The organism is uncultured Roseobacter sp. (assembly GCF_947495025.1).
GTDB lineage: Bacteria > Pseudomonadota > Alphaproteobacteria > Rhodobacterales > Rhodobacteraceae > Roseobacter.
The window spans coordinates 560,178-585,941 of sequence record NZ_CANLXG010000001.1 but is presented as its reverse complement, the minus strand read 5'-3'; the positions used below and the strand labels follow the sequence as shown (position 1 = coordinate 585,941).

Annotated in this window: 24 protein-coding genes and 3 tRNA genes; 17 read left to right on the top strand and 10 right to left on the bottom strand. The window is 59.4% G+C overall.

Annotated features, from left to right (window positions below):
• The first annotated feature begins 133 nt into the window (after window positions 1–133).
• The 7 genes from Q0792_RS02870 to Q0792_RS02840 all read left to right on the top strand — a co-directional run bounded on the left by Q0792_RS02870 (window position 134) and on the right by Q0792_RS02840 (window position 3,194).
• Window positions 134–208 (top strand) — tRNA-Val (locus Q0792_RS02870).
• Between the two features lie 117 nt (window positions 209–325).
• Window positions 326–910 (top strand): histidine phosphatase family protein, encoded by a 585-nt coding sequence (locus tag Q0792_RS02865; protein WP_298836213.1) that lies wholly within the window; start codon window positions 326–328, stop codon window positions 908–910.
• A 34-nt stretch (window positions 911–944) separates the two neighbouring features.
• Window positions 945–1,020, top strand: a tRNA-Val gene (locus Q0792_RS02860).
• Between the two features lie 158 nt (window positions 1,021–1,178).
• Complete coding sequence (locus Q0792_RS02855) at window positions 1,179–1,460, top strand: hypothetical protein (protein ID WP_298836211.1); 282 nt, start codon at window positions 1,179–1,181, stop codon at window positions 1,458–1,460.
• Window positions 1,461–1,720: 260 nt separating this feature from the next.
• Complete coding sequence (locus tag Q0792_RS02850; RefSeq protein ID WP_298836209.1) at window positions 1,721–1,996, top strand: hypothetical protein; 276 nt, start codon at window positions 1,721–1,723, stop codon at window positions 1,994–1,996.
• Between the two features lie 68 nt (window positions 1,997–2,064).
• A complete protein-coding gene (locus tag Q0792_RS02845; protein WP_298836207.1) occupies window positions 2,065–3,000 on the top strand; it encodes a pirin family protein in 936 nt (311 codons plus the stop codon).
• A gap of 117 nt (window positions 3,001–3,117) precedes the next feature.
• Window positions 3,118–3,194 (top strand) — tRNA-Asp (locus tag Q0792_RS02840).
• A 66-nt stretch (window positions 3,195–3,260) separates the two neighbouring features.
• On the opposite strand, the gene Q0792_RS02835 is transcribed toward Q0792_RS02840, so the two are convergent.
• The 3 genes from Q0792_RS02835 to Q0792_RS02825 all read right to left on the bottom strand — a co-directional run bounded on the left by Q0792_RS02835 (window position 3,261) and on the right by Q0792_RS02825 (window position 5,883).
• Entirely contained in the window at window positions 3,261–3,548 is a 288-nt protein-coding gene (locus Q0792_RS02835; RefSeq protein WP_298836205.1) for a hypothetical protein, read from the bottom strand.
• A gap of 87 nt (window positions 3,549–3,635) precedes the next feature.
• Window positions 3,636–4,508, bottom strand: a complete 873-nt coding sequence (locus Q0792_RS02830) for an alpha/beta fold hydrolase (protein WP_298836203.1) — start codon at window positions 4,506–4,508, stop codon at window positions 3,636–3,638.
• A 4-nt stretch (window positions 4,509–4,512) separates the two neighbouring features.
• On the bottom strand, window positions 4,513–5,883 hold the full coding sequence (locus Q0792_RS02825) for a M20/M25/M40 family metallo-hydrolase (protein ID WP_298836201.1): 1,371 nt from the start codon (window positions 5,881–5,883) through the stop codon (window positions 4,513–4,515).
• A gap of 218 nt (window positions 5,884–6,101) precedes the next feature.
• On the opposite strand from Q0792_RS02825, the gene hemA reads away from it, so the two are divergent.
• The 3 genes from hemA (at window position 6,102) to ispG (ending at window position 9,901) form a co-directional block, all read left to right on the top strand.
• The gene (gene hemA / locus Q0792_RS02820) at window positions 6,102–7,325 is read left to right on the top strand and encodes a 5-aminolevulinate synthase (RefSeq protein WP_298836199.1); all 1,224 of its coding nucleotides are present in this window, start codon (window positions 6,102–6,104) and stop codon (window positions 7,323–7,325) included.
• 130 nt (window positions 7,326–7,455) lie between these two features.
• Window positions 7,456–8,688 (top strand): helix-turn-helix domain-containing protein, encoded by a 1,233-nt coding sequence (locus tag Q0792_RS02815; protein ID WP_298836197.1) that lies wholly within the window; start codon window positions 7,456–7,458, stop codon window positions 8,686–8,688.
• Window positions 8,689–8,773: 85 nt separating this feature from the next.
• Complete coding sequence (gene ispG / locus Q0792_RS02810) at window positions 8,774–9,901, top strand: flavodoxin-dependent (E)-4-hydroxy-3-methylbut-2-enyl-diphosphate synthase (RefSeq protein ID WP_298836195.1); 1,128 nt, start codon at window positions 8,774–8,776, stop codon at window positions 9,899–9,901.
• Window positions 9,902–9,907: 6 nt separating this feature from the next.
• Here the strand turns inward: ispG and Q0792_RS02805 are convergent, their stop codons facing one another.
• Complete coding sequence (locus Q0792_RS02805) at window positions 9,908–10,657, bottom strand: DsbA family protein (protein WP_298836193.1); 750 nt, start codon at window positions 10,655–10,657, stop codon at window positions 9,908–9,910.
• Between the two features lie 2 nt (window positions 10,658–10,659).
• Window positions 10,660–11,991 carry a M48 family metalloprotease gene (locus Q0792_RS02800; RefSeq protein WP_298838579.1) on the bottom strand — a complete coding sequence of 444 codons (1,332 nt, stop codon included), beginning with the start codon at window positions 11,989–11,991 and terminating at the stop codon, window positions 10,660–10,662.
• Between the two features lie 22 nt (window positions 11,992–12,013).
• Here Q0792_RS02800 and Q0792_RS02795 point away from each other — a divergent pair, with 22 nt between their 5' ends.
• The 6 genes from Q0792_RS02795 (at window position 12,014) to Q0792_RS02770 (ending at window position 20,529) form a co-directional block, all read left to right on the top strand.
• Window positions 12,014–13,156, top strand: coding sequence for an aminotransferase class I/II-fold pyridoxal phosphate-dependent enzyme (locus Q0792_RS02795; RefSeq protein WP_298836191.1), 1,143 nt, complete (start codon window positions 12,014–12,016; stop codon window positions 13,154–13,156).
• A gap of 60 nt (window positions 13,157–13,216) precedes the next feature.
• Window positions 13,217–14,422, top strand: coding sequence for an N-acetylmuramoyl-L-alanine amidase (locus Q0792_RS02790; protein ID WP_298836189.1), 1,206 nt, complete (start codon window positions 13,217–13,219; stop codon window positions 14,420–14,422).
• A 95-nt stretch (window positions 14,423–14,517) separates the two neighbouring features.
• Window positions 14,518–17,076, top strand: a complete 2,559-nt coding sequence (locus tag Q0792_RS02785; RefSeq protein WP_298836187.1) for a penicillin-binding protein 1A — start codon at window positions 14,518–14,520, stop codon at window positions 17,074–17,076.
• 84 nt (window positions 17,077–17,160) lie between these two features.
• Entirely contained in the window at window positions 17,161–18,285 is a 1,125-nt protein-coding gene (prfB, locus tag Q0792_RS02780) for a peptide chain release factor 2 (protein WP_298836185.1), read from the top strand.
• A gap of 15 nt (window positions 18,286–18,300) precedes the next feature.
• Window positions 18,301–19,713: an amidase gene (locus Q0792_RS02775; RefSeq protein WP_298836183.1), complete on the top strand. Its 1,413-nt coding sequence runs from the start codon at window positions 18,301–18,303 to the stop codon at window positions 19,711–19,713.
• A 30-nt stretch (window positions 19,714–19,743) separates the two neighbouring features.
• Window positions 19,744–20,529, top strand: a complete 786-nt coding sequence (locus Q0792_RS02770) for a DUF2189 domain-containing protein (RefSeq protein WP_298836181.1) — start codon at window positions 19,744–19,746, stop codon at window positions 20,527–20,529.
• Here the strand turns inward: Q0792_RS02770 and Q0792_RS02765 are convergent.
• From Q0792_RS02765 to Q0792_RS02755, 3 genes are all read right to left on the bottom strand, one after another.
• Window positions 20,508–20,744 (bottom strand): hypothetical protein, encoded by a 237-nt coding sequence (locus tag Q0792_RS02765; protein ID WP_298836179.1) that lies wholly within the window; start codon window positions 20,742–20,744, stop codon window positions 20,508–20,510. The two genes, Q0792_RS02770 and Q0792_RS02765, sit on opposite strands and share 22 nt — an antisense overlap.
• Window positions 20,741–21,901 carry an aromatic ring-hydroxylating dioxygenase subunit alpha gene (locus tag Q0792_RS02760; protein WP_298836176.1) on the bottom strand — a complete coding sequence of 387 codons (1,161 nt, stop codon included), beginning with the start codon at window positions 21,899–21,901 and terminating at the stop codon, window positions 20,741–20,743. The genes Q0792_RS02765 and Q0792_RS02760 overlap by 4 nt, the downstream gene beginning before the upstream one ends.
• A 102-nt stretch (window positions 21,902–22,003) precedes the next feature.
• Window positions 22,004–22,801: a helix-turn-helix transcriptional regulator gene (locus Q0792_RS02755; protein ID WP_298836174.1), complete on the bottom strand. Its 798-nt coding sequence runs from the start codon at window positions 22,799–22,801 to the stop codon at window positions 22,004–22,006.
• A 225-nt stretch (window positions 22,802–23,026) separates the two neighbouring features.
• On the opposite strand from Q0792_RS02755, the gene Q0792_RS02750 reads away from it, so the two are divergent.
• A complete protein-coding gene (locus Q0792_RS02750; RefSeq protein WP_298836172.1) occupies window positions 23,027–23,365 on the top strand; it encodes a hypothetical protein in 339 nt (112 codons plus the stop codon).
• A gap of 19 nt (window positions 23,366–23,384) precedes the next feature.
• Here Q0792_RS02750 and ilvN read toward each other — a convergent pair whose 3' ends face one another.
• Window positions 23,385–23,945 carry an acetolactate synthase small subunit gene (gene ilvN, locus Q0792_RS02745; protein ID WP_298836170.1) on the bottom strand — a complete coding sequence of 187 codons (561 nt, stop codon included), beginning with the start codon at window positions 23,943–23,945 and terminating at the stop codon, window positions 23,385–23,387.
• A 66-nt stretch (window positions 23,946–24,011) separates the two neighbouring features.
• Complete coding sequence (locus Q0792_RS02740; RefSeq protein WP_298836169.1) at window positions 24,012–25,763, bottom strand: acetolactate synthase 3 large subunit; 1,752 nt, start codon at window positions 25,761–25,763, stop codon at window positions 24,012–24,014.
• Window position 25,764 lies beyond the last annotated feature (1 nt).

Sequence of the window (25,764 nt, the reverse complement as noted above, 5' to 3'; positions counted from 1 at the left end):
GGCACTTTACTGTGCCGCGCCTTTTTTCGTTCTGGCGCCGCTCTGCCGGGCTCAGACAAAGGGCGGACAGCCCGGTCACGACATCCTTAAACCGCTTGCGATTGCCGTCCCGGTTCGATATTTCGCGCCCCAAGGGTGATTAGCTCAGTGGTAGAGCGCTTCGTTCACATCGAAGATGTCAGGAGTTCAAATCTCTTATCACCCACCACTTTCCAGGCCTGAAACGCGTTTTTGCTGACGGCAATCCCATGGGCGTCAATCCGGCGCTTGAAGCCGGACGCGTACGGGCGTAACCGGGAACCACACAACGCCTGCCGGAACCTCTATGCTTGTATATCCGCCTCTCTACATTCTGCGCCACGGTCAGACCTGCTGGAATGCAGAACACCGTGTGCAGGGGCGCCTGGATTCGCCTCTGACGGAACTTGGCCGGTCTCAGGCCGCCGATCAGGGCAGAATTCTCCGGGACCGTGACCTGTCGGGATTTCATTTTCTGTCGAGCCCTCAGGGCCGCGCGTTCCAGACAGCCGCTATCGCACTTGAGGGGCTTGCCATGCGGATTGATACTGATCCGCGCCTCGCGGAAATTACTGTAGGGGAATACGAAGGGCGCAGGCGGTCTGAACTGCCAAACGGTGAAGCGGCGGCAGAGAGCGAGGAAAGCGCACTGCACCTGTACGACAGCGCCCCGGGTGGCGAAGGGTTCGCAGGGCTGCGGGAGCGTTGCGTGTCTTTTCTGGAGACACTTTCCGCGCCTTCGGTTCTGGTAACACACGGCATGACGTCCCGGATGCTGCGGCTTATCGTGCTTGGCATGGACGTGTCGGAAATCGGTGCGCTGCCCGGTGGGCAGGGGGTCGTTTACTACCTCGTGAACGGCGTGCAGCATCGCCTCACATTAGGGGCTTGAAGACCCTGCGCAGTTTGGCTAAACCGCGGTTGTCGGGTCGTTAGCTCAGTTGGTAGAGCGCTTCGTTTACACCGAAGATGTCGGGAGTTCGAGCCTCTCACGACCCACCATTATCTCTCTGTTGCGACTCAGTATTTCTGGGTATCCTGTTTGAAGGCCGGTCGGGGTGGTGACCGGATGTCGGATCAGTTCAGGTCTGACAGATCGTTTCTGCATCAATGCAGTCTGGTGGTGAAAGGGGCGCGCTTTGTTTTGCGACAATTCAGGGATGGAAAATCCTGACAGACAGAAGGCTTTGGACAATGAAGCGGATCTGCAAAATTTCCTGAACAAACTCAACGGCCTGCCGGCACACGAGCGGGGCGAGCGCGCGCTGCTGATGGCTGCGAGGCTGGTGGAGTATGGTGCGTTTGAACTGGCCGGACACGTCAACAGCGACACCGTCGGTGAAATGGTCAACCTGTCAGCGCGTCTCAGCGGACGTGGCCAGTCAGCACCCGGGAGTCCCCCCGAATCTGAAGTGGTACAGCTGTTTCCATTGAACAGATGAGTCGCATTTATGCTACTTTTACGATAGTTTTATAACCCCGCAATCTCTCTCAGGTTGACAATTGTTACAATGTGCGCGAATTTTGGCTCGAAGATGTTCGGTTTCGCAACCGTTGAGTGAACTCTGAAAGCGTTGGAGAAAAACCCCCTCAGATCTGTTTGTGATAACTGAATATCTCGTGGTGCCAGGGCAGCAGACCTCTTCGCAGGACAACGCAGCGTCCTCAGCGCATGGGTGTATACAGTGAAGGCTGACGCGATATGACGGAGCCGACGGCGACAATTCCATCAAAGGTTGTGGACCTTCAGGCGTCGCTGGGCGCGCTTGACGAATTGCCGAAACCCGAACGTGTCCAGGTCGCCATGCTTCTCGCCTCCTGCTACCTCGAATACGCGGCGTTTGAAATGGCGCTTGACCAGAGTGCGGATGAAGTTTCCGAAATTATCCACATGGCTGCGCGATTGGATCTGGCTTCCAGGCGCATCTCGGACAAGGCCGCGTTTGACAAGGCCGCACAGACCCTGCGCAAAATGTAACCAAAGCAGTAATTGAAGTGTGCCGGAAGCGCGTTATTCTCAGCAGTGACCCTGTTGAGGAGGTGGCTATGAGCTGGAACCCGGTACTTGATCCCGACTGCCCGATCGGTGATGCGGTGGACGCAATCGACACGATCATCGTCCCGCGCGCACGTGATCTCGGCGGATTTGAGGTCCGGCGCGCCCTGCCTGCGCCGAAAAGGCAGATGGTCGGCCCGTTCATTTTCTTTGATCAGATGGGTCCTGCCGAGTTTCTGACGGGCAAGGGCATTGATGTGCGGCCACACCCGCACATCGGGCTCGCAACGGTCACCTATCTTTACAGGGGCACCATCCATCACCGCGACAGTCTCGGCACTGATCAGTGGATCGAACCGGGCGCGGTAAACTGGATGGTGGCCGGCCACGGGATCACCCACTCAGAGCGCACGGATGGTGATGTTCGGAAAAAACCGCACAGTCTGTTTGGTATTCAGACCTGGGTCGCGCTGCCGGAAGAGGCAGAGGACAATCCGGCCGCGTTCGAACACGCGCCAAAAGATACGCTGCCGTTCATGACAGGCGAGGGCAAGGAAGTACGCCTGATCCTGGGAAATGCCTGGGGCGAGAAGGCACCTGTCAAAACCTTCTCTGAGATTTTTTATGCGGATGCCGTGCTGCAGCCGGACGCGCAGATACCGCTGCCGGATGAGCACGAGGACCGGGGTGTCTATGTGGTGACCGGTTCTGTAACGGTTGCCGGTGAAACCTTCGACGCCGGGCAGATGATGGTTTTCCGCCCGGGCGACAGAATTTCGCTGAAGGCCGGGGCAGGCGGCGCGCGGCTGATGTTGCTGGGTGGAGCGACGCTGAACGGTTCCCGTCATATCTGGTGGAACTTTGTTGCCTCCTCGCGCGAGCGCATCGATGCGGCCAAAGAGGCGTGGCGTGCAGGAGACTGGGCGCATGGACGGTTCCGGTTGCCGCCGGGTGATGATGCGGAATTTATTCCGCTGCCGGACTGAGGATTCCGAAAAATTCCGCTGCAGGCATGAAAAATAAAAATTCTTGCCAATGCCTGCTTGACGCGACCGGGAGGGCGCAATAGTAGAACGGAACGCTTCGCAGGAAGCGTGCAGTGGGCGGTTGTAGCTCAGTTGGTTAGAGTACCGGCCTGTCACGCCGGGGGTCGCGGGTTCGAGCCCCGTCAACCGCGCCACCGCTGCCAAAAAGGCCCCCGGAAACGGAGGCCTTTTGCTTTTTCAGGTTCGGGTTTTCCTGCCATTCAGTCCGCCCAGTCGGCGATCACCTCAAAACCCTCAGCCGAGGGGGCGCTTTCCAGATGATCGGCAAATGCACTCCAGAGTTTGGCCACGTTTTCGGCATTCGCGTCAGATGCCTCTCTGCTTTCAACGATTGAAATCACGCAGCCGCTGCCGTCAGAATTCATCGTATTTATAAACCGGATGAGGCCCGGCAATGCCATGATCTGCGGCTTCATCTGTTCCAGCAGAGCTGTGGCCGGCGCCACGGAGGCCGCCTTCATTTTGTAGTGCGTTACGCGTGCAAACATCGTCTGTCCCTTCGTTTTTTATGATTTACGTAAGGGAAGTCTAGCATGAAGCAGTCCTGTGAGGTGAAAAACCCGCTCTTGCCCGGTTCAGCGGTGTTTTGTCAGGAAATCCAGAAGCGCCTGTGCCGTTTCCCGGGGATGCTGGTCGACAAAAAAGTGTCCGCCCGGAATGGCACTATAGACCATATTGGTCAACCGGTCCGACCACGTCCCGGGAATGTCATACACGCCGGCCATGGCACCGTCTGCGCCGTAGAGCACGAGGGCAGGGCAGTCGACCTGCCGGTGCAGATCAGCCGCATCAAGGTCAAAATCCGTGTTCAGTGCGGCGCGGTAGTCTGCGCACATGCCCCGGATGGCATCCGGGTTCCGCCATGCCTTCCGGTAAGCATCCAGCGCACCGGGGTCGAAATCAGAGATTTCGGCCGCACCCCATCCCAACAGGCAGCTTTCGAAATATGCATCCGGATCATGACCGATCATGGTTTCGGGGAAAGGTGCGGGCTGCGCCAGAAAGAACCAGTGGTAATAGGCGGTGGCCACCTGGCGGGTCAGCTCATCCAGCAACAGATGTGTGGGGACGATGTCCATGACAGTCAGCGTGCTGACAACGTCCGGCGCATCAAGGGCGAGGCGGTGTGCGACCCGTCCGCCACGGTCGTGGCCGATCACATGGCAGTGTTCAATGCCAAAATGCCTCAGCAGTGCTTTCTGATCGGCGGCCATGTGGCGGAAGGAATAGGGCGCCGTACCCTCGGGCTTGCCGGTGGCACCATACCCGCGCAGGTCAGGTGCAAAGACGGTGAAATGTTCGGCAAGGGCCGGCCCCACGCTGTGCCACATGGCGTGGGTCTGTGGAAACCCGTGCAGCAAAAGCACCGCCGGACCGGACCCGCCTGTCGCGACATGCACCGGCAGACCGGCACAGTCGACCGTGTGTGTGGCAAAGCCCGGGATCACCGGTTCAGCTCAGCGCGGCGAGGATACGGGCCCAGCTCCGGGTCCCCTTGTGGAAACTTTCAAGATCATACTTTTCATTCGGAGAGTGCAGGGCATCGTCGTCCTTGCCAAAGCCGATCAGCATCGGTGTCGTGCCGAGGATGTCCTGGAAATATCCGGCAATCGGGATTGATCCGCCGCAGCCCACATAGGCTGCGGGGACCTGCCACTCGTCTGTCAGAGCCTGCCGCGCGGCCTCAAAAGCCGGATCGCTGGTTTCGGTGTGGGACGCGCCGCTCGCGCCGTGGCCGCCAAAGCTGACCTTGCAGTCCGGCGGAAGCATGTCGCGCACCATCTGACGGAAACTGTCGCGGATTGCCAGGGGATCCTGGTTTCCGACGAGGCGGAAACTGATTTTGGCATGGGCTTCTGAGGGCAGTACCGTTTTGAACCCGTCCCCGGTGTATCCCCCCCAGATACCGTTGACCTCGCAGGTGGGGCGCGACCAGATCATCTCAAGCGGGGTGCGGTCCTGTTCGCCGGCAGGTTCCGACAGGCCGACATCGCCCAGAAAGGCGGCGTGATCAAAGGCCAGTCCCTGCCATTGCGCCTCCATCTCGTCAGACAGTTCGGGCACGCCGTCGTAAAAACCGGGCACGGTGATCCGGCCGGTATCGTCATGCAGGGACGCGATGATCTTTGAGAGCACACGCACCGGGTTCATCGCCACGCCGCCGTACATCCCGGAGTGGAGATCCAGATCCGGTCCCGTAATTGTGATCTCCTCGCCCAGCAGGCCGCGCAGCATGGTGACAATTGCCGGCGTCCGGCTTTCAAAAAGGCCGGTGTCGCAGATCAGCGCCAGATCGGATTTCAGTTCATCAGCGTTTTCTTCCATGAATGGCACCAGTGACGGAGAGCCGCTTTCTTCCTCGCCCTCAAAGAAAAAGGTGATTTTGCAGGGCAGGGTCCCTTCTTCGGCGATCCAGGCCCGGCAGGCCTCGATGAAGGTCATCAGCTGCCCCTTGTCATCGGACGATCCGCGCCCCCTGATGACCTTGCCCTTCGGTGTGTCCTCCACTTTGGGATCAAAGGGGTCATTGTCCCAAAGTTCAAGCGGATCAACAGGTTGTACGTCGTAATGCCCGTAAAACAGCAGATGCGGTCCGGGGCCGTCCGCGTGACCAACGACCATCGGGTGGCCCGGTGTGGGGCGTTTTTCCGCACGGATACCCAGTCCTTCAAGTTCGGCGACCAGCCAGTCCGCCGCGGTGTCGCAATCCGCGGCAAAAGCCGGATCTGTCGAGATTGACGGTATCCGCAGCAGCGTACGCAACCGCTCCAGCGCCTCAGGCATGTCAGTATCGATGCGGGAAAGAACGGCGTCCAGTGACATCGGGGCACTCCTTGATCTGTTCGCCCGGACCGTATCAGCCTGTGCGGGCGTGTCCAGCGCGTGTGAGCCGGATTTTGCTGTCCGTGCGCTTGATCCAGATCAAGGCTGCGACATGCTGTGCGCCCTAGAGATATTGATCATCTGACGCGCGATCTATAATTGTTCTAAAGATACCAAAAGGGGCGGCGCGCTCACCCCGATCTGAGGAGGCCCGCCGGGTGGATTACAACGACCAACTGGATCAGGCGATTGACCGCCTGCATGAAGAAGGCCGCTACCGGACTTTCATCGACATCGAGCGTGCAAACGGCCAGTTTCCGCATGCGGTCCGGACCCGCCCCGACGGCACTCAGCAGAACATCACTGTGTGGTGTGGAAACGACTATCTGGGTATGGGCCAGCACCCGGTGGTGCTCGAAGCAATGCACGAAGCACTGGATGCGACGGGCGCCGGGTCGGGTGGCACGCGCAACATTTCGGGGACAACCGTTTATCACAAGCGTCTTGAGGCTGAGCTGGCGGATCTGCACGGCAAAGAATCAGCGCTGCTGTTTACCTCTGCCTATATCGCGAATGATGCGACCCTCTCGACGCTGCCCCGGCTTTTTCCGGGACTCATCATTTATTCGGATGCGCTGAATCACGCCTCGATGATCGAAGGAGTGCGGCGAAATGGTGGCGCGAAACGAATCTTCCGCCACAACGATGTCGCGCATCTGCGCGAGCTTCTGGCCGCCGATGATCCTGCGGCGCCCAAGATTATTGCGTTTGAGTCCATCTATTCAATGGATGGCGATTTTGGCCCGATCGAAGAGATTTGTGATCTGGCGGATGAATTCGGGGCGCTGACCTATATCGACGAAGTGCATGCCGTCGGTATGTATGGCCCGCGCGGCGCCGGTGTGGCCGAGCGCGACCGCCTGATGCACCGCCTCGATATCATCAACGGCACCCTCGCCAAGGCATATGGCGTTATGGGCGGGTATATCGCCGCGTCCGCGAAAATGTGTGATGCGATAAGATCTTACGCGCCAGGCTTCATCTTTACCACCTCCCTCCCGCCGGCCGTTGCCGCCGGAGCTGCAGCATCCGTTGCCTACCTGAAAAGAGCGCCGGAACTGCGCGAGGCGCACCAGTTGCAGGCGCGGATTCTTAAGATGCGACTCAAGGGGCTGGGCCTGCCGATTATCGACCACGGAAGCCATATCGTGCCGGTGATGGTCGGCGATCCTGTGCATACAAAGATGCTCAGTGACATGCTGCTGGATGATCACGGTATCTATGTGCAGCCAATCAACTTCCCGACAGTGCCGCGGGGCACAGAACGGTTGCGTTTTACGCCGTCTCCTGTACATGGGGCCCCGGAAATGGACGCGCTCGTGCGTGCAATGGACGGACTTTGGTCACATTGTGCGCTAAATCGTGCCGAACGTGCCGGGTAAGCAAGCACCTGATGTAATTGGATTTGGCTTGTGTTAACCTGACCTAAACAACAAGCCGGGTACGAATCGTGGGGACGATTCTTAATCCGGCGCAGGCGTCAGGCAGATATGGGGAAGACGGGGCAGTCGTATGATCGGGCGTAAGCACTCAAAGAGTGTTGAGGAAGTGGTCGAACGCAAAGCGTTTGATGACTTTGAGCTGCGCCTTGGCGACACCATGCGCGGCGAACGCGCAACGATGGGCAAATCCCTCCTCGACGTACAACGGGAACTCCGTATCAAGGCGGCCTATATTGCCGCAATCGAAGACTGCGATCCGGACGCCTTCGACACGCCGGGATTTATCGCCGGCTACGTCCGCAGCTATGCACGCTATCTGGGTATGAACCCGGACGAAGCGTTTGATACTTTCTGCGAAGAAAGCGGCTTCTCTGTTGCGCACGGCATGTCCGCTGCCGCTTCGGTTGTCCGCAAGACACCGCGCGCCGAAAAGGCGTCTCGTGTTTACGACGGCGACATTTTCAGCAAGCCGGGCACACCTTTTGTGCCGGCAGGTGACAGCTTCATTTCCCGCATCGAACCGGGCGCCGTCGGATCGTCGCTTGTGTTGCTTGCGCTGATTGCCGGCATCGGATTTGGCGGCTGGTCGGTGTTGCAGGAAGTGCAGCGCGTCCAGGTGGCACCGGTCGATCAGACTCCCGTTGTTCTGTCTGATCTCGATCCACTGGATGGTGTGCTGACCGCAACACCCGAAGAGGGCGGCGAAACGGCCCTTCCTGCCGGTATGGACCAACCACGTGCCGATGCGCTGGAACGTCTTTATCGCCCGCAGACACTGGATGTGCCGGTCCTGGTGGCGCGTGACGCACCGATCTCTACGATTGATCCGCGCTCCATCGGCAATTTTGCAGAGCCTCCACGTCCGGAGACGCCCCCGGACCGCGTCTTCGCTTCAATTGATACTACGATTGCAGAAAGCGTTGCGGAATTCCCTGTGCCTCAGGTGTCTCAGGAGCCCGGACCCGCGCTGCGGATGGTCGCGGTTCGCCCGTCCTGGGTGCGTGTTCAGGCAGCGGACGGAAGTGTGATCTTTGAGACGATCATGGAGCCCGGTGATACCTGGGACGCCCCCAAAAGCGAAAATCCACCTGTCCTGAGAACTGGCGAGAGCGGCGCGATATATTTTGCGCTCAACGGTGAGTACTACGGCCCCGTCGGTGACACTGGCGTCGTGACATCCAATCTGGCGCTGGACGTTGATACACTCAAGGCCGCCTACAGCGTTGCGGACCTGTCTGCAGATGAAGCGCTTGCGACAACAGTCGTGGAACTTCAGTCACCCGTCCTGCCCGTGGCAGAATAAACCAGCGGCATCGACAGACGACCATTGCGGGCCGCGCCTGCGGTGTCTATTTTGGCTGACATATACAGTTTCCCGGGGGCTCTGAATGTCACTGAACCACGTCCGCCCATGGCGTAATATCTACCGCCGTACATCCCGCCAGATCATGGTCGGCAACGTCCCGGTCGGCGGCGATGCGCCGATCAGTGTGCAGACCATGACCAATACGCTGACCACTGATGTCGCAGCAACGATTGCACAGATCAATGCCGCGACAGAGGCGGGCGCAGACATTGTGCGGGTTTCTGTTCCGGACGAGGCTTCGTCAAAGGCGCTGCACGAAATCGTGCCGGAAGTATCCGTGCCAATCGTCGCCGACATCCATTTTCACTACAAACGCGGCATTGAGGCGGCTGAAGCCGGTGCCGCCTGCCTGCGCATCAACCCGGGCAACATCGGTGACGAGAAACGCGTCAAAGAGGTGATCAAAGCAGCCCGTGACCACAATTGTTCGATCCGTATTGGCGTAAATGCCGGGAGCCTGGAAAAGCATCTGCTGGAGAAATACGGCGAACCCTGTCCGGACGCGATGGTTGAAAGCGGTCTGGATCACATCAAAATCCTGCAGGACAATGATTTTCACGAGTTCAAGATCAGCTGCAAGGCGTCTGACGTCTTTATGGCGGCAGCGGCCTATCAGCAACTGGCCGAGGCAACCGATGCACCCATTCACCTGGGGATTACTGAGGCCGGCGGGCTGGTTTCCGGCACCATCAAATCAGCGATTGGTCTCGGTAACCTGCTCTGGATGGGCATCGGTGACACGATCCGCGTGAGCCTGTCGGCTGATCCGGTGGAAGAAGTAAAGGTCGGCTATGAAATCCTGAAATCCCTGGGCCTGCGTCATCGCGGCGTCAACATCATCAGCTGCCCGAGCTGCGCGCGTCAGGGCTTTGACGTGATTAAAACGGTGGAAACGCTCGAAAAGCGACTGGAGCACATCAAAACTCCGATGAGCCTTTCAATCATCGGCTGCGTTGTGAACGGTCCGGGCGAGGCGCTGATGACCGATGTCGGCTTTACGGGCGGCGGCGCCGGATCAGGAATGGTTTATCTCGCAGGCAAACAAAGCCACAAGATGGACAATGCCTCGATGGTCGATCACATCGTAGAAGAAGTCGAGAAAAAGGCGGCCGAACTGGATGCGGCCGCCCATGCGGATGCTGCGGAATAACCGCGCTCAGCTGCGCTTGTCTTCGACGATATCCTGAAGCTGATCATAGGGCAGGTAACCGCGCAGCAGTTCGTCCTGCAGCACAAACGTGGGCGTGCCCGTGATCTGCAGTTGCTGTGCCAGTGCGCGTGTCGCGCGGATACGTTCGGTGACTTCCTCGTCGTCCATCTTTGCCTCGACCGCGGCGCTGTCGATCCCATAGGTCTCCGAGATCCGGCGAAGTGTCGCAAGGGTGATGTCGCCGTTAAAGGACATCAGCGCGTCGTGCAGTGATTTGTAAGCTTCGTCACCACTGATCATATGGGTCGCAATTGCATACCGCGAGGCAAGGACTGACTGTTCGCCGAGGATGGGGAACTCTTTGACGACAAAACGGATATTGCCGTCAGAGGCCAGCAGCTTTTCCACCTCTCCGAAGGCGCGTTTGCAGAAGCCACAGCGGTAATCCATGAACTCCACCAGAGTGATATCTCCGTCCGGGTTGCCACCGACAAAAGAAAAACCGTCGTCAAACAGCGCATCAGCGTTATCGGCAACCAGTGCCACATCCGCTTCGGCCTGTGCCTCTGCCTGACGCGCTTCCAGCGCACGCACGGCTTCCATGATAACCTCAGGGTTCTCCATCAGGTAAGCGCGCACCTGTTCGCCGAACGCTTCCCGTTCGGCGGCCGTCATTTCGCTCAGATCCAGCGCGTGGACAGGCACGGCAAGTGTGGTTGCAGCCAGCACGGCTGGCAAAAGAAGTTTCCTCAGCATCATTATCTCCGTTTCGCGGCACGTTCTGCCGCATTCAGTACATCTTCGGCGCGCTGACGCGGGCCTGAGCCGACAGGCAAAAGCCCGACGGCGCGTTTTGCGTGGATACCGGCATCTTTCATCCGCCCGGACAGGGCGTACCGCTCGGCAGTGATCAGGGCGGCCATACCCTGTTCGCCGTTGCGCGCATAGGCCACCGAAAGATCACGCAGCATGGACCCGTCCCTGAAATCAATTGATCTCGCCTTTTCAAGGGCCCGTTTCGCTCCGCGAATGTCATCCTGCACCAGCAGGGCGCGACCGTATCCGGAAAGGATCAGCGCATCATTGGGGGCAAGGTTCACCGCACGGCCATAGGCTGCGGTTGCCGCCTTGAAGTTCCGCGTTTCAAACAGGATCTGCCCGCGCTGTTCATGCAGAAACGGATCGTTCGGTCGTTGCGCGATGGCTTTATCGATGGCCGCCAGCGCCTGTCTGGTGCGGGACTGGCGATGTTCTGCTACCGCCTCCCGCAGCAGGCGCACGTCGGCATAAGGCGTGTCTTTCAGCCGGCCCAGTGTCCATTTCGGCGCCCGCGTGTATGCGCTCAGTTTCCCTTTGACCCGCTCAAACCAGTAGGCTGCTGTCGGATCATCTTCTTCCGCGTCGCCATAGGCTGCCACGAACCCCTGAACGGCACGCAGGCGGTCGCGTGACAGCGGATGGCTGCGCAGATAGGGGTCCTGACGGGTCTCTGACAGAATTTCCTGGCCACGGAAAATTTCCAGCACTTCTGACATGCCGGACGGGCGGATACCTGCAGATTTCATAAACCGGATGCCGGACTGGTCGGCGGATGCCTCTTCAGCACGGGTGTGTTTGAAGAACCTGGCCTGGGCCGAGGCCTGGGTGCCGATTGCCAGACCACTTGCGGCGGCGCCGTTGCCTGTTGCTGCGGCAACCGCCGCAAGCGCCAGTCCCAGCCCTGAAGCGGTGCGCGCGCTTGCCAGGTTGCCCATACGCCGCACGATATGTCCGTTGGCGATGTGGGCGGCCTCGTGCGCCAGAACACCCTGCAGCATAGGTGCGTTGTTCATGCGGTTGATCAGCCCGTAATGCACAAAGATTGCATCATTGCCGACCACGAAAGCATTGAGCGAGCTGGAATTGATCACCAGGATTTTGACCCGGTTCGGGTTAAGACCCGCCGCCGAAAGCACAGGGGCGGCCAGTTGTTTCAGACCATATTCAATATCGGAATCGCGCAGCAGCCCCTGAGCCTGAAGCGGTGCTGCCGCTGCCCACAACACAATCAGCGGGATTGACGCCAGACGGAATACGCGATGAAAGATCATGCACCCAATAAGGAGTGAATAGATGCGGGTTTCAAGGCGTTCTTCGGTCGATCCGTTTATTGTGATGGATGTCATGGAGGCCGCGCGTCAGGCAGAAGAGACGGGTCGCCGCATTATTCATATGGAAGTGGGCCAGCCGGGTACCGGCGCGCCGCGCGCTGCGGCAGAAGCGCTCACCGCCGCGATGAGCGAAGCTCCGCTGGGATACACGGTCGCGCTTGGGCTGCCGGCGTTGCGCGCCCGGATCGCGCGGCTTTATGGCGAGTGGTACAACGTCGACCTTGATCCCTCGCGGGTGGTGATCACACCGGGCTCATCGGGCGGCTTTCTGCTCGCCTTCACGGCGCTCTTTGACACGGGCGACAGGGTGGGGATTGGCGCGCCGGGCTATCCCAGCTACCGGCAGATTCTGCGCGCACTTGATCTTGTGCCTGTCGACATCGAAACCGCGCCGGAAAACCGGCTGCAGCCGGTGCCGGCTGATCTGACCGGGAAGGACCTGGCCGGTCTGATGGTGGCATCCCCTGCGAACCCGACGGGTACCATGCTCGACCGCCCGGCGATGGAGGCGCTTGTCGGGGCGACGGCAGAGCAGGGTGCGTCCTTTATTTCGGACGAGATTTACCATGGCATAGAATACGAGGCCAAAGCGGTCTCTGCCCTTGAGATCACAGATGAAGCCTATGTGATCAACTCGTTTTCCAAGTATTTTTCAATGACAGGCTGGCGCGTTGGCTGGATGGTTGTACCCGATGATCATGTGCGTGTGATCGAGCGCATTGCGCAGAACATGTTCATCTGTGCGCCGCATGCGAGCCAGATTGCCGCCCTTGCCGCGATGGATGCCACGTCAGAGCTGGATGCGAACCTTGACGTTTACCGTGCCAACCGCGCGCTCATGCTCGATGGTCTTCCCGCGGCTGGTTTTACAGACATCGCGCCCCCTGATGGCGCGTTCTACGTTTATGCGGATGTATCGGAGCTGACGGGCGACAGCCGTGCGTTTGCAGCTGAAATCCTTGAACACGCGGGCGTCGCTGTAACGCCCGGGCTGGACTTTGATCAGACCCGTGGCCACCAGACCCTGCGATTTTCCTATGCGCGGTCCACGGCGGATATCGCCGAAGGGCTGGAGAGACTGAAAACCTTTATGCAGCAACGGTGAGGGGGATTCACACCGGCGCTTCCATTGGCTAGATTGCCCCCAAAAAAGGCAGTGCAGAGCATGATCCGAAGAATGACACTTGCCGTGATGGCAGCAGCGATGCTGTGCTTTCCCGCCGGTGCGGAAAGCCCGGCTTCAGTCGACACACAGGCCAGCAGCCTGTCCGACACGCGGGGCGGCAGCGCGACCATGACGCTGGCACTCAGCCGTGGCGTGCCGTTTCGTATTTTTACACTGGATGACCCGGCCCGCCTGGTGATCGATTTCAGAGGCCTGGACGCAACCGGCCTGCAAGAGGCGGACCTGGCGGAGGGAACCGAGGCGGTATCGGATCTGCGGGCCGGCGTGTTCCAGCCGGGCTGGTCGCGTGTGGTTGCTGATCTGACAGCGCCGATGTTGCCGGCAGAGACCGGTATGGCGATCAGCGCGAATGGTACGGCCACGCTGAAACTCGTTCTGGAACCGGCAGCCCCTGCAGATTTTGCTGCAGCCTCCGGGGTGCCGGAAACGGCACTCTGGGCACGGGCGCCGGACACACCCGGAACGCTGCCTGCGGATGACGACATGTTCACTGTCGTGATTGACCCCGGTCATGGCGGCATAGATCCGGGCGCAGAACGCGACGGGATTTCAGAGAAAACGCTGATGCTCCGGCTGGCTGTTGAACTCAGAGATGCCCTTGAGGCCACTGGTCTCGCCCGCGCCGTCCTGACCCGGCAGGGCGACACGTTTGTTTCTCTGCAAACCCGCGTGGCGCTTGCGCATAAGGCGGGGGCTGATGCCTTTCTGTCGCTGCACGCGGATGCGCTGACGGATGGCGGTGCGCGGGGCGCGACGGTCTACACCCTGTCAGAGGATGCCAGCGACAAGGCGACTGCGCTGCTCGCGGCGCGTCACAACCGCGCAGATATCCTCGCCGGAGCGGATCTGACGGGTACAGACGACGCCGTCACCGGTGTGCTGCTTGATCTGGCACGGCGCGAAACGGTGCCGCGCACAACGGCACTGGCGCGTGCGCTTGTAAAGGGCATGACGGATGCCGGTGGTCCGATGAACCGTCATCCACTGCGCAAAGCCGGGTTTTCCGTGCTGAAATCAGCCGATATTCCCTCGGTTCTGGTCGAAGTCGGATTTCTGTCAAGCCAGCGCGATCTGGATAATCTGCGCCGGCCCGAATGGCGGACACAGATGGTCGGCGGTCTTGTTTCGGGTCTGCTCGCCTGGCATATGCAGGATGAGGCGCGCCGCAGCCTTGTGCGGCAGTAACAATTGCGCGTTTGCCCGCCGGCAGGCTTTTGACCATTCCGGCGCCGACCTTTATAACAGCGACAGCGCGCAAGCCCTGAAAAGTGAGTCCTTTTGTGATCCGGTTTATCCTGTCCTTCTTTGGCGGCATCTTCACCACCATAACCATGGCTTTTGCGATGGTCGTGCTTACCGTTGGTGCAATTTTCTGGGTTTACGGGCGGGATCTGCCCAGCCACGAGTCGCTGGCGCAATACTCCCCGCCAACGATCAGCCGCATATACTCCGGTCAGGGCCAGATCATCGACGAATTTGCCACCGAACGGCGTTTGTTTGCACCGGCGGAAACCATTCCGGACCTTGTCAAACAGGCGTTCATTTCTGCCGAAGACAAGAATTTTTACGAACACGACGGGTATGATCTGCGCGGTATTGCTGCGGCCGGCGTCGAGGCCGTGCGGTCGCGCGGGCAGGATGTGCGCGGTGCGTCAACGATCACACAGCAGGTTATGAAAAACTTCCTGTTGTCCGGAGACCGGCGTGCAGAGCGCAAAATCAAAGAGATCATTCTGGCCGCGCGTCTGGAAGAGACCCTGAGCAAGGAGAAGATCCTTGAGCTTTACCTGAACGAGATTTTCCTGGGCCAGAACTCTTATGGCGTCGCGGCGGCCTCGCAGACGTATTTCAACAAGCCGCTGGTGGATCTGGAGCCGCACGAGGCGGCTTTCCTCGCGTCTCTGCCCAAATCGCCGGGTAAATATCATCCCGTACGTCAGAAAGACCGGCTGCTCGCACGCCGCAATTTCGTGCTGCGCGAGATGATGGAGAACGGATATATTTCCACGGCCGCCTATGAGGCTGAGCGCGCAGCCCCTTTGCGGTCCGTGCAGAACGGGGATTTTGAAAGCTTTAAATCGGTCCTGCCGCCGCGCGACTATTTTACTGATGAAATCCGGCGCCAGCTGAGTGCGGATTTCGGGGAGGGCGAGTTCTTTACCGGCGGTCTGACCGTTCGGGCAACGATTGATCAGGAGTTGCAGCCCGTTGCCGCAGAGTCGCTGCGCAGGCAGCTTGAGGAATACGACCGCAATCTGGGTATCTGGCGTGAAGCGGTCAATAAGATAGACCCCGAACGCCTGACGTCGGAGGAAGCATGGCGCGAGGCGCTTGGTGAGGTCGAGATTGCCCGTGACATCGAACTGGATGGTCCGTGGTATCCGGCTGTTGTGCTGTCGATCGGAGGCGGAAACGCGCGTATCGGCATCGAAGGTGTCGAGGAGGACGCAGAAGGTCACTTCATCGCCGCCCGTGATGTGACATGGGCGCGTAAACGTACCATCGAAGGCGAAACCGGCCCCAAAGCCGATGCTGCGAGCGATCTGCTGGACGTTGGTGATGTCGTGCATGTGCGGGCCATCATTTCTGACGAGGACGGCAAATTCGTGCGCTGGTCTTTGCGCCAGGTGCCGAAAGTGCAGGGTGCCTTTGTAGCCATGGACGTGAACACCGGACGCGTTATCGCGATGCAGGGCGGTTTTTCCTATCAGTCCAGCGTTTTTAACCGGGCCACGCAGGCCAAACGCCAACCCGGATCGAGTTTCAAACCCTTCGTCTATGCATCAGCGCTCGACAGCGGCTATTCCCCGGCGACCATCGTCGTGGACGCACCAATCGAAATAGACACGCCTCAGGGCCTGTGGCGCCCGCGTAATGCTTCCAATGAGTTTTACGGCCCGACACCCCTGCGGACAGGTATTGAGCGTTCGCGTAACCTGATGACCATCCGGCTGGCGCAGGAAGTCGGCATGGATGTTGTCGCCGATTATGCCGAGCGCTTTGGCGTCTATGACAACATGGGCACCTTCCTTGCCAACGCGCTGGGATCGGAAGAGACCACGCTTTATCAGATGGTTGCCGCCTATGCGATGTTTGCAAACGGGGGCGAACGGGTAAAACCGACACTGGTGGACCGTGTCCAGGACCGCTATGGCAAAACCATCTACCGGCATGACGACAGATACTGTTTCGACTGCGAAAAACCGCAGCTGACACCGGGTGTTGCACCGAAAATCGTCTCGAATCGCGAGCGTGTGATGGATCCGGTGACGGCTTATCAGCTGACATCCATGATGCGCGGCGTCGTCCAGCGTGGCACCGCTGCGCGCACGGTCAACCTGCCGGTACCCACTGCGGGCAAAACCGGCACGACCAATGACGCCAAGGATGTCTGGTTTGTGGGCTTTACCAGCAACATCGTGGCGGGATGCTACATCGGCTATGACCAGCCCAGTGGTCTTGGGCGTGGCGCGTCCGGCGGCGGCATGTGCGGACCGGTGTTTCAGCGCTTTATGGAAGAAGCCACCAAAAAATATGGCGGGGGTGATTTCGAAATCCCACCGGGTGGCCGCTTTATCAAGATCGACCGCTTTACTGGTGCGCGTCTGAATGATGACGCTCAGGGTGAGTCCGTTGTCGCCGAATACTTCCGCGCAGGTGAAGAACCGGTGTTCGGGATCATGTATGACGGTGGCTTTGCTATGGGGGCCGATCTGCCGCTCTTTGAGGAGGTTGGCCAGAACCAGCAGGCGCAGCAGGTGACCACCTCGACGGGCGAAACGGTGACGGTCGGGCCCAACGCCGGGTTCGGTACGGTGAGTTCCGGCGGCCTTTATTAAGGCCGTCGTGTTCACCGCGCACCGCTTGCCGCCGGTGGGGCTGTGGTCTATCAACAGGCAGATATTGGCTGAGGCAGGATCGCAATGCGCGCAGACGCACAGAACACCGTTGAAAAAATTGAGAAATCGCTGGAGCTTCTGGCGCAGCGTCTGGATGTGGAAACAGCGCCGCACCGGCTCGAGGAATTCAATGCGCGGGTAGAGGACCCAAACCTGTGGGATGACCCGGAAGCGGCTCAGAAACTGATGCGCGACCGCCAGATGCTGGTGGACGCGATGGAGACCTATGAAAGCATCCGCCAGGATATGACCGACAACATCGAACTCATCGAACTGGGGGAGATGGAAGAGGACGAGGAAGTCGTTGCGGACGCCGAGAAGGCTCTGCATGCGCTGGCCGAGAAAGCCGCACAGAAAGAGCTTGAGGCGTTGCTGGACGGCGAAGCCGACGGCAATGATACCTTTCTGGAGATCAATGCCGGTGCCGGCGGTACTGAAAGCTGTGACTGGGCCAGTATGCTGGCACGGATGTATGTCCGCTGGGCGGAGAAAAAGGGATATAAGGTCGAACTGCAGGCCGAGAGTGCCGGTGACGAGGCCGGGATAAAATCGGCGACCTATAAAATCAGTGGTGTGAACGCCTATGGCTGGCTGAAGTCGGAGAGCGGTGTGCACCGCCTCGTTCGGATCTCGCCATACGATTCTGCAGCCAAGCGGCATACATCTTTCAGTTCTGTGTGGGTCTATCCGGTGGTCGATGACAACATTGACATCGAGGTTAACCCCGCGGACATCCGCATCGACACCTACCGGTCCTCGGGGGCTGGCGGTCAGCACGTGAACACCACCGATTCAGCTGTACGGATCACCCACCATCCTACGGGCATCGTCGTGACCAGCTCGGAAAAATCACAGCACCAGAACCGCGACATCGCTATGAAAGCGCTGAAATCCCGGCTTTATCAGCTGGAACTGGACCGCCGGAATGCGGCGATCAACGAGGCGCATGAAAACAAGGGTGATGCAGGCTGGGGCAATCAGATCCGGTCATATGTCCTGCAGCCCTATCAGATGGTCAAGGACCTGCGTACCAGTTTTGAAACCTCGGATACCAAGGGTGTTCTGGACGGTGATCTGGACGGGCTCATGGGGGCCACGCTGGCGCTGGATGTCTCGGGCAAAACCCGCGCCGAAGCGCAGGGTACCTGACGCGGCGGCGCCCGGATGGAGGACCATTCCTTCCGACCCGCGCTGGAACTCAGTGACGACATTGCCTCTGGCAGGCTGACAGCCGAAGCCCTTATGCGTTCCACGCTCGCCCGTATTGCGGCGGTCAATGCTGACGTGAATGCCATCATTTCGCTGCGGCCTGAAGAAGAGCTTGTGGCGGCTGCCCGTGCGGCAGATCAGAACCCGCGCAGCGGCTGGTTGCACGGTATCCCGATCGCGATCAAGGAGCTGGCCCACGCCCGTGGTCTGTCCGCAACCGCCGGGTCCCCGATATTCGCAGACCAGATCGCCGAAAGCGATGACCTCTTCGTCGCGCGCATCCGGGCGGCCGGCGCCATCATTATCGGCAAAACCAATGCGCCGGAATTTGGCCTCGGCAGCCATACATACAACTCTGTTTTCGGAACGACGCGTAACCCTTACGATCTCACCCGCTCTGCCGGCGGATCATCAGGTGGCGCGGCGGTCGCACTGGCCACGGGCATGCTTAGCATTGCGGACGGGTCGGATATGATGGGATCGCTGCGCAATCCTGCCGGCTGGAACAATGTCTACGGTATGCGCCCGACCTGGGGTCTGGTGCCGGATGCCGGCGCTGAAGATGCCTTTGTGAATACGCTGGCCACGGACGGCCCGATGGCGCGCAATCCCCGGGATCTTGCGGCGCTTCTTGATACGATGGCAGGGGCCGATCCACGCGTGCCTTTTCCATACAGGACGCAGGTGGCGCTTCGTGACCTTCGTGATCTGACCGATGCGCCCCGCATCGGATGGTTGGGGGACTGGGGCGGAGCTTTGCCAACAGAACAGGGGGTGTCTGAGACCTGCGAGGCGGCACTGACCCAGATGCAGCAGATGGGCTGGGTGGTCGATCCGGTGGCCCCGCCTTTCAGTTCTGATGCAATCTGGGACAGCTGGACGCGGCTTCGCGCCTGGCTTGTCGCGATGCGGCACCGGGAAAAACTGGAGAATGCCGCGCTGCGGGATCAGCTGAAACCGGCCATGGTATATGAAATAGAAAAAGGTCTCGGGCTGACAGCGCAGGAGATCTACAGCGCCAGCTGCACAAGATCAGCGTGGTTTCGCTCTGCGGCACAGCAGTTTGAGCGTTATGACGCCATAGCTCTGCCGTCCGCCCAGGTCTGGCCCTTTGACGCCAGCCTGTCGCATCCGGAGAGTATCGAAGGGCATCAGATGGACACGTATCATCGCTGGATGCAGGTGGTTGTACCTGCAAGCCTGGCTGGTCTGCCGGCTGTCAGTCTGCCTGCCGGGTTCGGGGAAAACGGCCTGCCTATGGGGTTGCAGCTGATCGGCCCACAGGGCAGCGACGCAGATCTGCTCCGGATCGCCGCGACCTGGCACAAAGAGACAGATTGGCCGGGGAAACGCCCTGCAATGGTGTAAAATCGCAGACAGGATCCGGGGGGAATCAGTATGAGCGACACGGCGACACAGGACCTTAAACCGGGCGCACCGGACATGCGGCCTGCACAGTTCGGTGACATCCGAACGGCTCTGGCCGCAGGTCTGGGTGATTTCAGACGCCATCCGTTCTATGGCCTCGTTTTTGGCGGCTTCTATGTCCTCGCCGGCTGGCTCATGACAGTTGTGACGCTGCAGACGGGTCATACCTTCTGGCTGGTTCTGGCTGCCATCGGCTTTCCGCTGCTCGGCCCTTTTGCGGCGGTGGGCCTTTATGAGATTTCCCGACGGGTTGAGGCCGGCCTGCCGGTCACGCCGTCGGCAGTGTTCGGGGTGATATGGCAACAGCGGCTGCGGCAGCTTCCGTCGCTCTGTACGATGATGGTGGTGATCTTCATGTTCTGGTTTTTTCTGGGGCACATGATCTTTGCGCTGTTCCTTGGCTTGTCGACAATAACAAATATATCATCATCTTACGAGGTGTTCCTCACGCCGAACGGGATCATGATGCTGCTGTTTGGCACCGGCGTCGGTGCTGTGTTTGCCATCCTGATTTTTTCGATCGCAGTTATTGGCCTGCCGATGCTTCTCGACCGCGAGGTGGATTTCATAACAGCGATGATCAACAGTTTCCGGGCCGTGAGCAGCGCGCCGTTGGTCATGCTGGTGTGGGCAGGCATGATTGCCGTGCTGACTTTTGCCGCGCTTGTGCCGTGGTTTCTGGGCTTGCTGGTCGCGCTTCCGGTGCTCGGACATGCGTCCTGGCATCTTTACCGTCAGTTATCCGCCGGATCCTGAAGCGCGGTTTCGCGACCAAGCGCGATCAGACGCGCTCTGAGACCCGGCACATCCGGGTGACCGCTCTCGAGTGCGAAAACATAGGCATGTGTCAGGTAGAAACCGGCGGCGTCCTCATCGTCAGCGTGCTCTGCCGCACGAGCATAGAGGCGCACGAGAGTTTCTGTATCATTCTGTTCATGCGCAGCGATCAGCTGCGCATCCAGTGTGCTCATTCCGCTGCCCGCGCCGCGCCGCGGGCAGTTTCGAGCCTGCCGGCCACCCAGTCGTGAAACAGATGCGTGGGGTTATCCATGACGGGTGAAAAACGGCCGCCGTCGAAGGATACAGCATGGCGGCCCCGCTGCATGCCCTCGACCACAAAAACGTCCTCGGCAAAGACAGTTTTCCACTGTGCTGCATTGCTGTCGCGCAGCGCCGCGTCCGTATCCGGCTGTGCATAATAAAGATGTACGTGTTCCAGCGTCCGTTCCGGACCTTCGGGCTGCAGGATTATCGCAAATGTATGGTCCCGGTGCACGCCCAGCAGCACGTTCGGGAAAGCAGTGATGTATTCTGCGGCGGTATCCCATCTGGCGCTCAGACCCTCAAAGTCCGGGAAAGTCTCTCCATTGTCACCTCTCAGCTGACGATACACCAGTGTTCCCTGACCGGAAAAACGCCCGGGCTCTTCGATATGGTAGTGGTCTTCGAGGCGCGAATAACTGTTCAGCCCGGGATGAACCCAGGGCAGGTGGTAGCTTTCACAGTAATTCTCAACAGCCAGCTTCCAGTTGCAGTTCACCTCAAGGGTAAACCGGCTCTCTGCGCCACCGTGGTAGAGGGGCACGCTGAACTCGTGCCACCGCGCCAGCAGGTCTGCGTTGACTTCCTCAAACGCGGGCGCCGTGCCCGAAACGTTGATCCAGACGACATCCATCCAGATATGACTGCGGACTTCAATCAGCCCCAGCAGCGCGCGGTCAATGCCTTCGTGGGTGTTCTGTCCGGGACCACCGACGTGAGGCGTGCTCACAAGACGCCCGTCGGTGGCATAGCACCAGCTGTGATAGGGGCAGCGGATTGCACCTTCGATGCGGCGCGGCTCCTCAATCAGGATCATACCGCGATGCCGGCAGATATTCTGGAAAACGCGGATTTTATCCTGACGATCCCGCACCAGAAGCAAGGGCATACCCAGAAAGGTGATCGGAACAGCATCGCCTGCTTCCGGGACCTGGGCTGCGACCGCGAGACCCGACCAGCCATCGAACAGAAGCGCCTGTTTTTCCTCATCAAAAACAGCGGGATCCGTATAGTGCGCATTGGGCAGACCATTGGCCTCGGTGATGGGAAGACGAACGGTGGACAGGTCGGTGACAGGTCGATCCATGGCAGTGATCCTCAGCGTGATGCCAGAACGTTACGCCAAAGCTGATGGATTGCGACCGTCAAAACGACGGGACTTTTCCCGTGGCGACATCAGAACAGTCGCTCAGCGGAAGGGATCCTCTGGCTGCAAAAGACGCTGATGGAAAGGCAGAAGCTCTTCAAAGCTGCAAAAGCCGGCAGATCGTGCCACCTGCATTACCTGCGGCCAGTCATTGCCAATGTGCTCGTAAACCAGCCGGGTCATCCGCGTACCTGACGACGTCTCGCGTACGGTGCGTGCGACGTAGCCGACCCAGAAGTTGTTCTGAAACGAGGTTACGCGCGTCAGATAGTTGAACGATCCGGTCATGCCGTGACGCCGTGTTACAATAGACCCCAGGCCGTCCTCGATGCGCAGGACAAAGCCGCGGAACTCGCGTGCCGACGGACTGGCGGGGATGCCCTGCATCGCCAGCGCCATCTTTGGCTCGTAGCCGCGAAGATAGGTGTCGCTGCCAACCCGCTGAACAAAAGCAAGGCCTCTGACAAACTCGCCATCGCGCACAAAACTGCGCCGGGTGAAATGATAGAAACCGCCGGGCAGGGCCTCTTCAGGCACGTGCCGCACAGTTTCGCCCATGAATTCGCGCAGCCAGTATCCGGAAGCCGCAGCGGATTCCGAAGATATTTCCTCCACCGGCTCCAGCAGCACACGTGCGTCCACACCGAAGAAGTCACAGATACGCGACAGCACATCAGGCCGGGGGAAACTCTCGCCGCTTAGATAGCGGTTGAACTGCGTTCTGTTGATCCCCAGCTCCCGGGAAAGTGCTGAAATCGAGGGGTAATCTGCTGCCAGAAAGCGCAGATTTGCGCCGAACATATTGCGCAGCTGAGCAGGGGTGCGGTTCGTCCCAGACATTTGCGTCCTTTGAAAGGCCTGTTTCACAATGCGAAACAGGCGCGCGGAAATTCTGAACCAGTTAATGTGTTGTCGCTACTTAGCGTCAACTGTCGTTTGTAACTGTGTCAACCGTAATCCAGCGCGACACAAATTCCAAGCGTACGGTGGTATTTTTATCGTGGGCGCTGACGTTAACTTGTTGCTACCATAAGTTGGAGAAAAAAACAGAATAGGCGTTTTGCTATGCTTGGGGTTGTGCTTTGGAGCGATGCATCTGACGGGAAAGCCGTGATCTGGTGTGAGGATCAGGGCGACCTGGCATTTCTGAACTCAACGGATCAGGTGCTTGGTGCCGAACCGTTTTTTGACGCCGGAGATCTCGTGCAGTTCGACATGGAGGTGCAGTCGTCCCTGCGGCGCGCGCACAACCCGCGACTCGTGGTGGAAAACGCGGGGGCGTCCCTTCCGGATGCGCTGCGCCGCACAGGACACGATCCGCGCCCCCGCAGTTCTGCACGGGTTCTTCCGTTTTCCAGACGGGAAGAGGAAAGCCCGCTGGCAGCGAACTGTCGCGCCGGCTGAGACCGGTTTTCCTGTGGATTTACTCGCCGCGTGACAGAGCGGCGACGCCTGTACGGGCAACTTCGGCGAGGCCGAGGGGCCGCATCAGATCCGCAAAGGCATCGATCTTGTCCGGCGCGCCGGTAATCTCGAACACAAAGCTTTCCAGCGTGCTGTCGACAACATTCGCGCGGAAGATATCCGCCAGACGCAGCGCCTCGACACGTTTGTCACCGGTGCCCACCACTTTGAACATCGCAAGTTCGCGCTCGACGCTGGCACCTTCAACGGTCAGGTCATGCACGTCGTGCACACTGACAATCCGCCCCAGCTGAGCCTTGATCTGTTCGATCACCTGCGGCGTGCCGGAGGTCACGATGGTAATCCGCGACAGATGGCCGGTATGGTCCACCTCGGCGACGGTGAGGCTGTCGATGTTGTAACCGCGACCGGAAAACAGACCGATGACCCGGGCCAGCACACCCGGCTCGTTTTCGACCAGCACTGCGAGCGTGTGCCGCTCGATTACATCCGAAAACGTCGGACGCAGGTTATACGCGGAATGGCTGGTGGCGCCTTTTTTGATTTTCAGTGCGGACATGTTCGTGGCCTTTCAGATTGCCGGCGCGCCCGGGGACAGCGGGCGCGCAGAGTTCGTGTCGTAAAGTCAGACCATCACGGCGCCATCGGCTTTGATGACACCCTGTGTTTCGGCTTCACCCAGCAGCATTTCGTTGTGCGCCTTGCCCGACGGGATCATCGGGAAGCAGTTTTCGTGTTTCTCGACGAGGCAGTCAAAGATCACCGGTCCGTCATGGTTGATCATTTCCATGATCGCATCATCAAGGTCGGCCGGGTCAGAGCAGATGATACCCTTGGCGCCAAAGGCTTCGGCCAGTTTCACAAAGTCGGGCAGGGCGTCTGACCAGCTGTGCGAATACCGTTCGCCGTGCAGCAGTTCCTGCCACTGACGAACCATCCCGAGACGCTCGTTGTTCAGGATGAACTGTTTCACTGGCAGGCGGTACTGTACGGCGGTGCCCATCTCCTGCATGTTCATCAGCCAGGAGGCCTCGCCGGCCACATTGATTACCAGCGCATCGGGATGCGCCATCTGTACGCCGATAGATGCCGGGAAGCCGTATCCCATCGTGCCGAGGCCCCCGGACGTCATCCAGCGATTGGGATCCTCGAACCCGAGATACTGCGCGGCCCACATCTGGTGCTGGCCGACTTCGGTGCAGATATAGCGGTCGTGATCCCTGGTCAGCGCTTCAAGGCGCGCGAGTGCATGCTGCGGTTTGATGACCTTACCGGCCTGGGTGAACTTAAGACAGTTCACTTTCTGCCATTCTTTTATCTGCCCCCACCATTTGCCGACAGCTTCGGCATTGGTCTTGCGGCCGCGCGCCTTCCAGACTTTCAGGATGTCTTCCAGCACGTGGCCCACGTCGCCCACAATCGGGATGTCCGTCTTGATGACCTTGTTGATCGAGGAGGGGTCAATGTCGATGTGCGCTTTGACCGACCTGGGGCTGAATGCGTCGAGGCGTCCCGTGATCCGGTCGTCAAACCGCGCACCGATGTTGATCAGCAGATCACAGTCATGCATGGCCATATTGGCCTCATAAAGCCCGTGCATGCCAAGCATCCCGACCCATTTGTCGCCGGAGGCGGGATAGGCGCCAAGGCCCATCAGTGTGGACGTGATCGGAAACCCGGTTGCCTTTACCAGTTCGCGCAGAAGCTGACTGGCCGCCGGTCCAGAATTGATCACACCGCCACCGGTATAGAAAATCGGCTTTTTCGCCTTTTCGATTGCGGCCACCAGTTCGGTGATCTCTTCCATGTCACCCTTGAGACGGGGCTGATAGTGCGACACCGATGGTTTCGGCGCCTGGTAGGTGCCTGTTGCGAACTGAACGTCTTTGGGAATGTCCACCAGCACGGGGCCGGGGCGACCGCTTGTGCAAACGTGGAAGGCCTCGTGGATTACGCCGGACAGGGCATCGGTTTCCTTGACCAGCCAGTTGTGTTTGGTGCACGGGCGGGTGATCCCGACCGTATCGGCCTCCTGGAAAGCGTCCGAGCCGATCATGAATGTCGGCACCTGGCCTGTCAGAACGATAATAGGAATAGAATCCATCAGCGCATCAGTCAGACCGGTCACCGCATTGGTGGCGCCGGGGCCGGACGTAACAAGCACGACACCCGGCCTGCCTGTGGAGCGGGCATAGCCTTCGGCTGCGTGAACTGCGCCCTGTTCGTGCCGCACAAGAACATGCCGGATCGCATTTTGCTGAAAGATTTCGTCGTAAATCGGTAGCACGGCGCCTCCGGGGTAGCCAAAGACGGTATCCACGCCCTGATCAATAAGGGCCTGGACAATCATTTTCGCTCCGGACATCTGCCGCGTCATA

Excerpts from the sequence above, each read along its gene's own strand:
- Q0792_RS02750 (WP_298836172.1), top strand. The coding sequence starts at position 23,027 with ATGCTTGGGGTTGTGCTTTGGAGCGATGCATCTGACGGGAAAGCCGTG.
- ispG (WP_298836195.1), top strand. The coding sequence starts at position 8,774 with ATGTCACTGAACCACGTCCGCCCATGGCGTAATATCTACCGCCGTACA.
- ilvN (WP_298836170.1), bottom strand. The coding sequence starts at position 23,945 with ATGTCCGCACTGAAAATCAAAAAAGGCGCCACCAGCCATTCCGCGTAT.
- Q0792_RS02775 (WP_298836183.1), top strand. The coding sequence starts at position 18,301 with ATGGAGGACCATTCCTTCCGACCCGCGCTGGAACTCAGTGACGACATT.
- Q0792_RS02760 (WP_298836176.1), bottom strand. The coding sequence starts at position 21,901 with ATGGATCGACCTGTCACCGACCTGTCCACCGTTCGTCTTCCCATCACC.
- Q0792_RS02845 (WP_298836207.1), top strand. The coding sequence starts at position 2,065 with ATGAGCTGGAACCCGGTACTTGATCCCGACTGCCCGATCGGTGATGCG.
- Q0792_RS02825 (WP_298836201.1), bottom strand. The coding sequence starts at position 5,883 with ATGTCACTGGACGCCGTTCTTTCCCGCATCGATACTGACATGCCTGAG.
- Q0792_RS02755 (WP_298836174.1), bottom strand. The coding sequence starts at position 22,801 with ATGTCTGGGACGAACCGCACCCCTGCTCAGCTGCGCAATATGTTCGGC.
- Q0792_RS02805 (WP_298836193.1), bottom strand. The coding sequence starts at position 10,657 with ATGCTGAGGAAACTTCTTTTGCCAGCCGTGCTGGCTGCAACCACACTT.
- Q0792_RS02790 (WP_298836189.1), top strand. The coding sequence starts at position 13,217 with ATGATCCGAAGAATGACACTTGCCGTGATGGCAGCAGCGATGCTGTGC.
- Q0792_RS02835 (WP_298836205.1), bottom strand. The coding sequence starts at position 3,548 with ATGTTTGCACGCGTAACGCACTACAAAATGAAGGCGGCCTCCGTGGCG.
- Q0792_RS02795 (WP_298836191.1), top strand. The coding sequence starts at position 12,014 with ATGCGGGTTTCAAGGCGTTCTTCGGTCGATCCGTTTATTGTGATGGAT.
- Q0792_RS02800 (WP_298838579.1), bottom strand. The coding sequence starts at position 11,991 with ATGATCTTTCATCGCGTATTCCGTCTGGCGTCAATCCCGCTGATTGTG.
- Q0792_RS02850 (WP_298836209.1), top strand. The coding sequence starts at position 1,721 with ATGACGGAGCCGACGGCGACAATTCCATCAAAGGTTGTGGACCTTCAG.
- Q0792_RS02815 (WP_298836197.1), top strand. The coding sequence starts at position 7,456 with ATGATCGGGCGTAAGCACTCAAAGAGTGTTGAGGAAGTGGTCGAACGC.
- Q0792_RS02770 (WP_298836181.1), top strand. The coding sequence starts at position 19,744 with ATGAGCGACACGGCGACACAGGACCTTAAACCGGGCGCACCGGACATG.
- prfB (WP_298836185.1), top strand. The coding sequence starts at position 17,161 with ATGCGCGCAGACGCACAGAACACCGTTGAAAAAATTGAGAAATCGCTG.
- Q0792_RS02865 (WP_298836213.1), top strand. The coding sequence starts at position 326 with ATGCTTGTATATCCGCCTCTCTACATTCTGCGCCACGGTCAGACCTGC.
- Q0792_RS02765 (WP_298836179.1), bottom strand. The coding sequence starts at position 20,744 with ATGAGCACACTGGATGCGCAGCTGATCGCTGCGCATGAACAGAATGAT.
- Q0792_RS02855 (WP_298836211.1), top strand. The coding sequence starts at position 1,179 with ATGGAAAATCCTGACAGACAGAAGGCTTTGGACAATGAAGCGGATCTG.
- Q0792_RS02740 (WP_298836169.1), bottom strand. The coding sequence starts at position 25,763 with ATGACGCGGCAGATGTCCGGAGCGAAAATGATTGTCCAGGCCCTTATT.